General features: G+C 38.1%; 10 protein-coding genes. 6 read left to right on the top strand and 4 right to left on the bottom strand.

Annotation, left to right across the window (positions count from 1 at the left end; all coding sequences use genetic code 11):
* Positions 1–835 precede the first annotated feature (835 nt).
* From ACHWSC_RS07860 to pth, 3 genes are all read left to right on the top strand, one after another.
* Positions 836–1,792, top strand: a complete 957-nt coding sequence (locus tag ACHWSC_RS07860; protein ID WP_046672755.1) for a ribose-phosphate pyrophosphokinase — start codon at positions 836–838, stop codon at positions 1,790–1,792.
* 521 nt (positions 1,793–2,313) lie between these two features.
* A complete protein-coding gene (locus tag ACHWSC_RS07855; RefSeq protein WP_075994221.1) occupies positions 2,314–2,910 on the top strand; it encodes a 50S ribosomal protein L25/general stress protein Ctc in 597 nt (198 codons plus the stop codon).
* An 81-nt stretch (positions 2,911–2,991) separates the two neighbouring features.
* A complete protein-coding gene (gene pth, locus ACHWSC_RS07850) occupies positions 2,992–3,555 on the top strand; it encodes an aminoacyl-tRNA hydrolase (RefSeq protein WP_075994222.1) in 564 nt (187 codons plus the stop codon).
* Position 3,556: 1 nt separating this feature from the next.
* Here pth and ACHWSC_RS07845 read toward each other — a convergent pair whose 3' ends face one another.
* From ACHWSC_RS07845 to ACHWSC_RS07830, 4 genes are all read right to left on the bottom strand, one after another.
* The gene (locus ACHWSC_RS07845; protein ID WP_286732932.1) at positions 3,557–3,838 is read right to left on the bottom strand and encodes a type II toxin-antitoxin system YoeB family toxin; all 282 of its coding nucleotides are present in this window, start codon (positions 3,836–3,838) and stop codon (positions 3,557–3,559) included.
* Positions 3,823–4,026: a hypothetical protein gene (locus tag ACHWSC_RS07840; RefSeq protein ID WP_088162982.1), complete on the bottom strand. Its 204-nt coding sequence runs from the start codon at positions 4,024–4,026 to the stop codon at positions 3,823–3,825. The genes ACHWSC_RS07845 and ACHWSC_RS07840 overlap by 16 nt, the downstream gene beginning before the upstream one ends.
* A gap of 182 nt (positions 4,027–4,208) precedes the next feature.
* A complete protein-coding gene (locus ACHWSC_RS07835) occupies positions 4,209–6,452 on the bottom strand; it encodes a M56 family metallopeptidase (RefSeq protein ID WP_394676383.1) in 2,244 nt (747 codons plus the stop codon).
* Positions 6,453–6,456: 4 nt separating this feature from the next.
* On the bottom strand, positions 6,457–6,819 hold the full coding sequence (locus tag ACHWSC_RS07830) for a BlaI/MecI/CopY family transcriptional regulator (protein WP_075994224.1): 363 nt from the start codon (positions 6,817–6,819) through the stop codon (positions 6,457–6,459).
* Positions 6,820–7,156: 337 nt separating this feature from the next.
* Between ACHWSC_RS07830 and ACHWSC_RS07825 the strand changes: the two genes are divergently transcribed.
* The 3 genes from ACHWSC_RS07825 to ACHWSC_RS07815 all read left to right on the top strand — a co-directional run bounded on the left by ACHWSC_RS07825 (position 7,157) and on the right by ACHWSC_RS07815 (position 9,867).
* The gene (locus tag ACHWSC_RS07825) at positions 7,157–8,527 is read left to right on the top strand and encodes a hypothetical protein (RefSeq protein ID WP_394676382.1); all 1,371 of its coding nucleotides are present in this window, start codon (positions 7,157–7,159) and stop codon (positions 8,525–8,527) included.
* Positions 8,528–8,532: 5 nt separating this feature from the next.
* On the top strand, positions 8,533–9,540 hold the full coding sequence (locus ACHWSC_RS07820; protein WP_394676381.1) for an SPFH domain-containing protein: 1,008 nt from the start codon (positions 8,533–8,535) through the stop codon (positions 9,538–9,540).
* Positions 9,541–9,621: 81 nt separating this feature from the next.
* The gene (locus ACHWSC_RS07815; protein WP_120333696.1) at positions 9,622–9,867 is read left to right on the top strand and encodes a hypothetical protein; all 246 of its coding nucleotides are present in this window, start codon (positions 9,622–9,624) and stop codon (positions 9,865–9,867) included.
* The last annotated feature ends 221 nt before the right edge of the window (positions 9,868–10,088 follow it).

Below are 10,088 nucleotides of genomic sequence, written 5' to 3'. Positions count from 1 at the left end.
TCCTAAAAGATTGTTGATTTTAGTATAGTTCATAAAATGATAACTGTAAAAAGTATTATTAATACGGCTCGAAAATAAGGATAAGTTAATAAGAAATGAACTTTATTCTGATTTTTTAACACATATTAATTGAAAAAATTTCATTACGCGATCCAATATTGGCTGAAAGGAAAGCATTCCCAAAAGCACGCATGTACTTTTGTGGGCCAACATCTCGATAAAAAAGCTTAGCGTGCATCTCTTTTCAAATCAAAACAAAAATTATTTCTTTGAAAATCAGCCCTAATACACTTTTAAGTTCATTTTTATTTGCAGAAATGAGAATAGTCCGTATATTTGCATCATCAAATGTGAACGACATCATCACGATAGCAATCACTTTTGAATTGTTTGTCCGATAGTATAAGGGTAGTACAACAGTTTTTGGTTCTGTTTGTCTTGGTTCGAATCCAGGTCGGACAACAAACAATAGAAAAGGCTTGCAGATGCAAGCCTTTTCTGCGTTATATGCAAGGCTTATTATTTATAAAAGGGTTTAGATTTTTTTAAATTTACATTTTGATTTTTAAAACAAATCTCTATCTTTGCGTCGTCAAAAAGAGAAAAGCGGAAACGTTGACTTTTTAGAGACATTGTCCGATAGTATAAGGGTAGTACAACAGTTTTTGGTTCTGTTTGTCTTGGTTCGAATCCAGGTCGGACAACTTTTAAAGTTAAGCGTATATGGATTGTGAAAACAATCCATTTTTTTTAATGTTTAACTTTAAAAAACAGTAAGGGAATAAAAATATTGAATAAACGACAATACAATAACCCAACATAAATATACAAAACCATGCCTTTGCAATTCAACACGGTTAAACTATTTGCAGGTTCTGGCACTACAGAACTAGCCGAAAAAATCGCACAATCTTACGGGAAACCACTAGGAGACAAAACATTGTCACGTTTTAGCGACGGTGAGATTCAACCTTTCTACAATGAGTCAGTTCGCGGAAGCGATGTATTCATTATCCAATCTACCAACCAACCTACCGACAATCTTTTTGAATTATTATTGATGACAGATGCAGCGAAGAGAGCTTCAGCGCATTATATCACAGCGGTAGTCCCTTACTTTGGTTTCGCAAGACAAGATCGAAAAGACAAACCAAGAGTTGCTATTGGCGCAAAAATGATCGCCAATCTGTTGACTGCAGCTGGTATCCACCGTATCATGACCATGGACCTGCACGCAGCGCAAATCCAAGGTTTTTTCGATATCCCTGTTGACCATTTGGATGGCTCTATCATTTTTGTTCCTTATATCAAATCGTTAAAACTTCCAAATCTAACGATTGCTTCACCAGATATGGGTGGTTCATACAGAGCACGTACCTTTGCTAAATTTTTCAATGCAGAAGTTATTATCTGTGACAAACGTCGTAAACGTGCAAACGAAATCGAATCGATGTCTATCATCGGTGACGTAACAGGTCAGGACGTTGTTTTAATCGATGATATCTGTGATACTGCTGGTACACTTTCAAAAGCAGCAGCACTGATCATGGAAAATGGTGCAAAATCTGTAAGAGCTGTTTGTACACATGCTGTGTTGTCCGGAAAGGCATATGAAACGATTGAAAACTCGGTATTGTCAGAAATGATCGTAACCGATACCATTCAATTAGATCCAGAAAAAGCAAAACAATCGACCAAAATCAAAGTATTATCAACAGCTGATTTATTTGCAAAAGCAATCACAAGTGTAAATCAGCACTCTTCAATCTCTGATTTATTTGAAGTAGAGTAATCTTTGAGTTTTAGATTCTAGATATTGGACCCTGGTACAGAAAGCATTCAGCTCAACGACCAGGGTCTTTTTTTTGTATTGCGCCACCACCCAATCTTCTCCCAAAAACCAACAAACATTTAAAAACACTCTTCCGCTTGATTCTTATCTTTTAACCACAGGCGAATAGCCCTTTTTATCGCGTATATAGGTTAGCAATTGACTGCTGTCAGCTTCTCCAATAACAGGGGATTTACAGGGGGGTAACAGGGGGTTAGCAGGGGTATAACAGGGGTAAAGCCCTGCTAACCCCCTGTTATACCCCTGTTAAAAGAGTCCTACTCCAGTTTTAATATAGGAAATGGTATCAATTTGGTCATACTTTAGGGTAAATAAGTAGCCTTGAATAGGCATAGTCATGAACATGGAAAAATCGAAAACCTGGAATAAGTATCTGTTTCCGAACTAATAGCGGTCGTATTTTTTTGATAATATCAGAAATTAGATTATCTTTGCACCTCAAATTTATAAAAAATTAAAAGATGAAATCAATTGCTATTAGCGGTTCTGTAAGACAGAACGTAGGGAAAAGAGATGCAAAAGAATTGCGTTACCAAGGTTTAGTACCAGCAGTACTTTACGGTGGTACAGAGCAAACAGCTCTTTCTGTATCCGCAGCTGATTTGAAACCAGTTCTTTACACTGCAGACGTAATCATTGTTGAATTAAACATTGAAGGTCAAACTAAAAGAGCTATCGTTCAAGACGCACAATTCCACCCATTAACTGACCTAGTTACGCACGTTGACTTTTTAGAATTATTTGATGATAAAGAAGTATCATTGAATATTCCTATCAAATTAACAGGAACTTCTCCAGGTGTTAAAATGGGGGGTAAATTAGTTCAAAAATTACGTAATTTACGCGTAAAAGCATTACCTGCAAACCTACCACAAGAAATTGCTGTACCAATGGAATCTTTAGAAGTTGGTAAATCAGTTCGGGTAGGTCAAATTCAATTGGAAAACGCAAAAGTATTAAACAATGCTGATGATACAATCGTATCAGTAATCATGTCTCGTGCATTGCGTCAAGCTGAACAAGAAGCAGCGAAAGCATCTAAAGGTGGTAAAAAATAATCTGAACAAGATTCTTAAAATACTACAGAAAGCACCGAATTTCGGTGCTTTTTTGTTTATTAAAATTTTTATTTTTGCATCATGAATTATCTTATCGTTGGATTGGGCAACATTGGCAGTGAATATGCCGATACACGGCATAATATAGGGTTTATGGTTGCCGACGAGCTTGTCAAACAGGCTGGCGCCAGTTTTTCCTTGCTTAAGTTAGCCTATTATAGCGAATTTAAGCAAAGAGGCCACAACGTCACAGTAATTAAACCCACGACCTACATGAACTTAAGTGGTAAGGCTGTTAACTACTATATGCAACAATGTAAAGTTCCAATTCAGAATGTATTGGTGATTGTGGATGATCTGGCCATTCCATTTGGTTCGCTACGGATGAAACCCAAAGGAAGCAGCGCCGGTCATAACGGACTTAAATCCATTGAACAGCTTTGTGGTGGACAGGTTTATCCGCGCCTACGTTTTGGTATTGGAGACAATTACCCAAAAGGTAGACAAGTGGATTATGTACTTGGCCCTTTTGACAAAGAGGAACAAGCTGAACTACCGGCTTTAATTGACCATTCCGTTAAAATGATCCAAAGTTTTGTCAATATCGGCATCGAGCTGACGATGACAAATTTGAATACAAAATAAGTTATTTGTCGTTGTAATGCCCCAGTGCTTGGATCACAACGACAGCAATCTCTTCTTCAAAAATTTCATAAATAAGGCGATCTTTCTTATTGATCGCCCTACTCCAAATTTCACCGTCAAAATATTTTAATTGTTCGGGAGAGCCTGACCCCATTCTCGGACTCTCCTCCATTTCCAAGAGAAATAGGTCAATTCTTGTCCTATCAGATTTACGTCCTGATTTTTTAATCATTTGCAAATCTCTAATCGCTTTTTTCGAATATTGGATTAAATACTTTCCCATATATTCTTGCTATCCAATTGGACTAATTCGCCTTTTTTCTTCTCAGCCCTAGCTTCTTTCACGCGGTCATTTAATTTCGACGATCTATCTTCAGACTCAATTTTTATTTTTGTCCCACCGAGTGCCTTTAGTACCGCTTTAATCTTTTCTACTTCAGAAGAATCTATTTGAAATGATAATATTGCCATAACCCTTTCGTTTTTACAAAGTTAATAAAACAACTCCACAAACAGAAAAGCCGAATAAATCGGCTTTTCTTGTGTAACTCTTGTGCTTTTATTGTACCGACCTCGTGTTAAGCAAGGACTTAGGTATAGTCATCCCTGTGTCGGCCATGTATGCTTCTTTTTTCAAGCTTGAGTGAAATGGATTATTGCCCCTGTTCTTTCTTAAGCACTTCTCCTTTTTCCTTCCCCAACTCAGTTTTAATTACTTTTTTCACTTTTCCCGACAGACGGTCCTCTACATCAGAAGACACTGCTTCAGGATGTTCCTTTGCATAGGTCTTTGTGGTCACAATGACAACACCATCGTTCGCCTGATTACCGTATAGTGCAGTAGCACTTTGATCTTTCAAGATTGACAAGGTATGGATTGTATTCGGGTCCAACTCACTTAACTTCTTGTCTTCGACAATTTTTCCGTCCACAACAAATAGTGGATCTCCCTTAATCCCACCAATACTACGGGCACCAAACTTGCCCGGTTCACGATCTGTAGGTCGTCCCTTCATATAGACCGTAACTCCTTCTGCCCGGCCTTTGAGTTCGCCTCCGCTCGCATCTTCTTTTTTATAACCCACCACAACAACTTCCGAAGGCTCTCCTTTCAACCTCATCTTGGGAGTGTTACCTGTATTGTCCTTTTTATCTGCCTGCCCTATGAAACGAAACTTATTATTCACCTTATCCGGATTTTCACTGGCCCATTTTTTTGTCGAAATAACTAAAACACCATTCTTCGCATCTTCACCATATTTCTTAAGCGCTTCATCATCCTTCCAAACCGATAAAGTCGCTATTTCTTCCGGTGTCAGCGCCAGCTCCTTCATCATTTTTTGATCTGCTCTCTTGCCATCAATAACATACACCACATCAGTTGACTTATCATTCGTTAGCTGATCATCACGATACGTCACCCCTATCGTAAGCCCTTTGAGTTTGGTCATATCTTTACCAATATGAGCCCCTTCCTTCAAATTCACTTCAAGGATACCATCTTTCCCAACATCTTCACCATACTTATCAATAGCAGCCTTACCTTGTAATACCGAGACTGAAGCTATAGCATTTGGATCGATATCATCCACAGTAAAAGTCTTTTCCTGCACAATACCATTCATAACACAGCGTAATTTTTTTTGTGCTATATCCGAATGGTGTTGCATCTCAACAGTGTTGGCCAAAATTGCTCCGCCAGCAATATCAATTGAAGACTTCGTCCGATACTTGATCATATCACTATCATTCGAAAACCAGTACTTCGCCAGTTTTCCTTCGGGAATAGCCAAAAATTCAGCCTTAGAAACCAATTTATTATCCACAAAATACTTTTGATTTTTAGAAAAATCAATAGCAGATCTTTTGATCTCCTTAAAATCTCTCGCCTCTACCTGATTTGCTTTAGCCAAAGTATCCGCTAACGCAGTAGAACTCCTATTTGATTGATCTTCCTGAGATTTTAAATCAACTGTTGGTAACTGAATAGGTAACACTGTCTCATTTGCCTTCTCAACTACCCCCTCTATACTTCCCTCCGCTTTACTTACCGTAAATGCTGCTCCCGTCAATAAAAATACGGGTAAAAGAAAGGCGTATTTACTCAGTTCTATTTTCGATGATCGCTTCTTGTTCATCATCATAATACGACGTTTTAAAAGTTTAAAATTAAATTGATTGCTCAATCCTACTGAAGTGCCCTTTTTGGACACATTCAATAGGCTGTATTGGTACGTCTGCTTGTCAATTCCTTTATCGAGAACCTGTTGATCAGTCAGGAACTCCAAATTTTGGCGAATGGCCCTGCGCATGAGCCAGACGAAAGGATTGTACCAACAACACACCAATATCATTTCAAACAGTAAAATATCCAGACTGTGAAGGCCTTTCACATGAATATCCTCATGCTTAAAAATATCTTTTAGTTCAGCATCAACATGCTGCCCTTTATTGACATAGATTTTATTCAAAAACGAAAATGGAACAATAGGAATAAGCACATTCCGGAATAGATAAGTCCGCCATTGATCGGACCTCGAATTCAGATGAATTCGCAATAAACTCAATAATTGAAATACAAATTTTAATAACAATAAAACAGCACCGGCCATAAATACGATTTCCACCAGCCTCCCTAATGTCAGCTGCTGTTGAACCTCCGGCTCCATAATATAAAGCGAAATTTGCTCGCCTACGACCCCCATATTCAATCCGCGCTGTACAAACAAAGACTTTAAATCCAAAAACGGATACAGAAAAGCAAATAGCCCCCCTACTAAGAAGTAGGCTCTATTTAAAAAATAGAACGTCAAGCCTTTCAACAGTCCGATATATCCCAGATAGATAATACCCAACAACAGGTTGACTTGTATAATATAGGTTAGTAGACTTTCCATGCCATTAAGATTTATTATGCTTAATCATATCCATGATCTCCTTTAACTCATCAGCCGTCAGTTTTTCTTCCTGCACAAAAAAGGAAACCATCTCTTTATAGGAATTTTTGAAATAATCGCCCACAAAGGAGTTCATAAACTTGGCCTTATAATCTTCCTCACTCACCATCGGCTCATAGCGCTTGGCATTGGCATAGCGTACTGCTTTCACAAAATCCTTGCGCTCCAGATTCTTTACTGTAGAAGCCAAAGTCGTATAAGGCATCTTCTCGCCTTTTACATTATCCAAGATCTCTTTTATAAAACCTCCATTGAGACTCCAAATAGATTGCATTGCCTGCTCTTCCTGTGCTGTTAATTTTTCCATGTCTTTATCTTCCTTTTTCTAATCTATCACTAATCTACGAATAATTCGTAAATACAAAAAATATTTTTTCTTTCCTTTACGGATCTCTCCCAAAATAAGGCCTTTCTCACCTCTCCAAAAAAAGAAGTGGCTCATTTCTTGCGTATTTAAACTCAAATCCGACGAATATAAGTTAGCTGGCAGAAAATTTGCAATACGTTTATTTTAATTCTAAATTCATTCATAAATCGCTTCATCAATTGAAAAAACAGGAGTTTTCACTATGTAAAATTGATAGCAATCAGTCGCACCGTTCACTCCAAAAGGAGATGGTTTAAAACAAATACAAGAAAGATCAATGGCTAAAAATATCAAAGCGATCAAATGTCCGCATTGTGGTAGTATAAAAATCACCACATTACGCCCCGATTATTACAAATGTGATAGCTGTGGAACTGAATTTTTTCTGGATAGTGATGACATCAATATCAACCACAACTATAACTACCCACGCAACAACCAAGATCAATATAAAGCCATACGGATTGTATTATTTGCTGTTGTGGGCTTTATTGCGCTCATGTTTGTCATTGGAGCCCTAAGTGCTATTTTCTCCAAAAAGCCAGCGCCCGATTATTCCACTTACAGCACTTCCAATACAGCAGAGAAAAAAGAAGAGGCAGAACCTCTCGAATGGAACTACGCAAGCAACACGCTATTTTTGGATAAAGATAATACACCACATGTTGTTGTCGTCGGTAATGTCGGAACCTTCAGAAAACGAATGGACGAAAACAAAGACAATAAGGTTTATATTGGGCTCTTCGATCCCAAAACGGGTAAAAAAGAATGGGTAAAGGCTCTGATGGAAACTCCCGTCGAACTATCAAGTAGCGACGTCAAACTTCAGGTATTTGAAGACCAGAATCTATATATCATCGTCAAATCCAAATACATTTATCAGCTGGACAGAAATACACTCACGTATAAAAGTGTCCTAGAGAACTATGTAAAAGATGCGCCATCTTTAAGCACAGGCATCGCCAAAGTTGAATTTAAATACGAAGACTATGGCTCAGCCTATCAAATTGTCAACAATGAAGGCCAAAACCTAGCTTATTATCCCTTGATTAACAAATCTATTCCCGATAAACAGCTGTACGACGAAAGAAGGAAAAATCTTCCCAACCCAACAACAAAAACGGAATTTACCTTTTCAAGTAAATCCAGTTATTATCCAGAAGAAAAAATCCAGTTAATCCAATACAGTTACCAATATCAATATGGATTCCCAAAAGATAGCCCGCGATTTTCCTGGGATAAAGACTATGGCGGGTCGGGCATATTCACCGACCGCGATCCTTATAAAAAGGTATTGATTAATCCATGGCAATTTAAAGGCGCCCGTCTGATCAGCTTCAAGGACTTTACGCCAGGAAGACTTTACTTTCAGCCTGTAATCATTGCGCAGAATGACAAAACGCTACTCATTGCGTATAAACCAACGCCTGCCGAAGACGATCCTTTCCAGATCCAACTATTGGATGTAACAACTGGCGCTATACAAAAAACAGTGACCACAGAACTTAAATCCATGTATGGAAATGGGAGCCTCCTCAAAGATGGTTTTATTATAAAGGGAGCCAGCGACTATTATTATTTTGATAATAGCGGCAAACAAATCAACAAGTTTGAAGGGTATAACCCCAAATTCGACACACTAAATTAAACACTATGGGACTATTTAATCTTTTTAACAACCAGCTTTCTGAAGTCATCGAGTGGAAAAACCAAGACCCTCGATTATTGTGGTATAAATTCCCATCCGAAAGGAACGAGATCAAAAATTCCAGCAAGCTGATCCTCGCTCCAGGGCAGGGCTGCATCCTTGTCTATGAAGGAAAAGGTGAAAACCTGCTGACCGAACCGGGAACATACAACCTCAAAACGGACAACCATCCATTCTTTACCACTTTAGCGCGTTTACGGCAGAATTTTGAATCCGAACATAAGCTTTACATCTACTTTTTTCGCACAGCCGCTATCGTCAATCAATCCTGGGGAACGGGAACACCTATTAAATATATCGACCCCCATTACAATTTGCCAATAGAAATCGGCTTGAATGGTACGTTCTCTTACCTCATCAAGGAACCGGTGCATTTCTATAAAAACATTGTAGCTAACCAAAATACGGTCAACACAGCTGTCATTCAAGACATCATCAATAATCGGATCCCACAACAAATTATTGCGCAGATTGCACAAAAGAAACTGGGTTACAATGAAATTGACAGTCAACTGGGACTGTTATCCAACGACATCAAGACCGCTGTTGAACAAGACTTTAATGACCTTGGTCTTGACATTACGGATTTCAAAATCTTAGGAACTCAATTTGATGCCAATACACAACGAAGAATCGGAGAAATCGCCGATTTAAGCACACAAAATCAAGCGGCACAACAGGCAGGTCTGAGCTATGTTGAATTAGAAAAACTACGTGCGCTCCGTGATGCCGCTAAAAATGAAGGGGGAATCGCGGGTGTAGGTGCACAGCTGGGTGTCGGTATGGAACTCGGAAAACAGTTTGACCTCCAAAAAGAGGAGATCAAAGATCATATTCAGCAAGAGGGCGACTTTGTCGAGAAACTTCAAAAGCTGCAGCTGCTGCTCCGTGAAAACATCATTACCCAAGAAGAATTCGATACGCTCAAAAAACAGATCCTCAATAAAATATAATACATGCGGGGATATTCATATCACGATTCAGCTCAATTATACCGAGGTGAATCAATTCATAACACATAAATTAATTCAGCTATGAAATACATATTCGGTATATTATTCACCTTGGTGATACTTTTCGTTGCCACCTATTTCCTACTGGGGCTTTGGGGCATTAAGCTATTGGATGCAGAGAACTTCAGTAAAATATTGTGGACTACAGGAATTCTGACACTAACCTCTATTATTCTGGTATGTTTTGTCATACTCCCCTTTTTTGGATCGGGTAAACAGGGCAACTACGAAGACAAAGGAAAGGTTGCGCAAAGAAAAATAGATTGATATTTTTTGCAAAATAAGTTAATGTTAAATTTGAATAAATTATTTGCTTATTTAAGTAAATAATTAGTGAATATTATCCAAAATGACGCAATCATGTCATTTTAATTCCAAAAGAACTTTCAATTTTAAATATCAAATAGTTAAATTTGTGAGATTAGCATAACAAATCAGATATAAGATAATATATAAACATGTCAGATAAAGCATCTATAAATTTAGAC

It is taken from the genome of uncultured Sphingobacterium sp. (assembly GCF_964277905.1).
In the GTDB taxonomy this organism is placed as follows: domain Bacteria; phylum Bacteroidota; class Bacteroidia; order Sphingobacteriales; family Sphingobacteriaceae; genus Sphingobacterium; species Sphingobacterium siyangense.
The sequence above is the reverse complement of the archived record's forward strand: the minus strand, read 5'-3'. Positions and strand labels throughout refer to the sequence as shown.

Excerpts from the sequence above, each read along its gene's own strand:
- ACHWSC_RS07835 (WP_394676383.1), bottom strand. The coding sequence starts at position 6,452 with ATGGAAAGTCTACTAACCTATATTATACAAGTCAACCTGTTGTTGGGT.
- ACHWSC_RS07855 (WP_075994221.1), top strand. The coding sequence starts at position 2,314 with ATGAAATCAATTGCTATTAGCGGTTCTGTAAGACAGAACGTAGGGAAA.
- ACHWSC_RS07820 (WP_394676381.1), top strand. The coding sequence starts at position 8,533 with ATGGGACTATTTAATCTTTTTAACAACCAGCTTTCTGAAGTCATCGAG.
- ACHWSC_RS07815 (WP_120333696.1), top strand. The coding sequence starts at position 9,622 with ATGAAATACATATTCGGTATATTATTCACCTTGGTGATACTTTTCGTT.
- pth (WP_075994222.1), top strand. The coding sequence starts at position 2,992 with ATGAATTATCTTATCGTTGGATTGGGCAACATTGGCAGTGAATATGCC.
- ACHWSC_RS07860 (WP_046672755.1), top strand. The coding sequence starts at position 836 with ATGCCTTTGCAATTCAACACGGTTAAACTATTTGCAGGTTCTGGCACT.
- ACHWSC_RS07845 (WP_286732932.1), bottom strand. The coding sequence starts at position 3,838 with ATGGGAAAGTATTTAATCCAATATTCGAAAAAAGCGATTAGAGATTTG.
- ACHWSC_RS07830 (WP_075994224.1), bottom strand. The coding sequence starts at position 6,819 with ATGGAAAAATTAACAGCACAGGAAGAGCAGGCAATGCAATCTATTTGG.
- ACHWSC_RS07840 (WP_088162982.1), bottom strand. The coding sequence starts at position 4,026 with ATGGCAATATTATCATTTCAAATAGATTCTTCTGAAGTAGAAAAGATT.
- ACHWSC_RS07825 (WP_394676382.1), top strand. The coding sequence starts at position 7,157 with ATGGCTAAAAATATCAAAGCGATCAAATGTCCGCATTGTGGTAGTATA.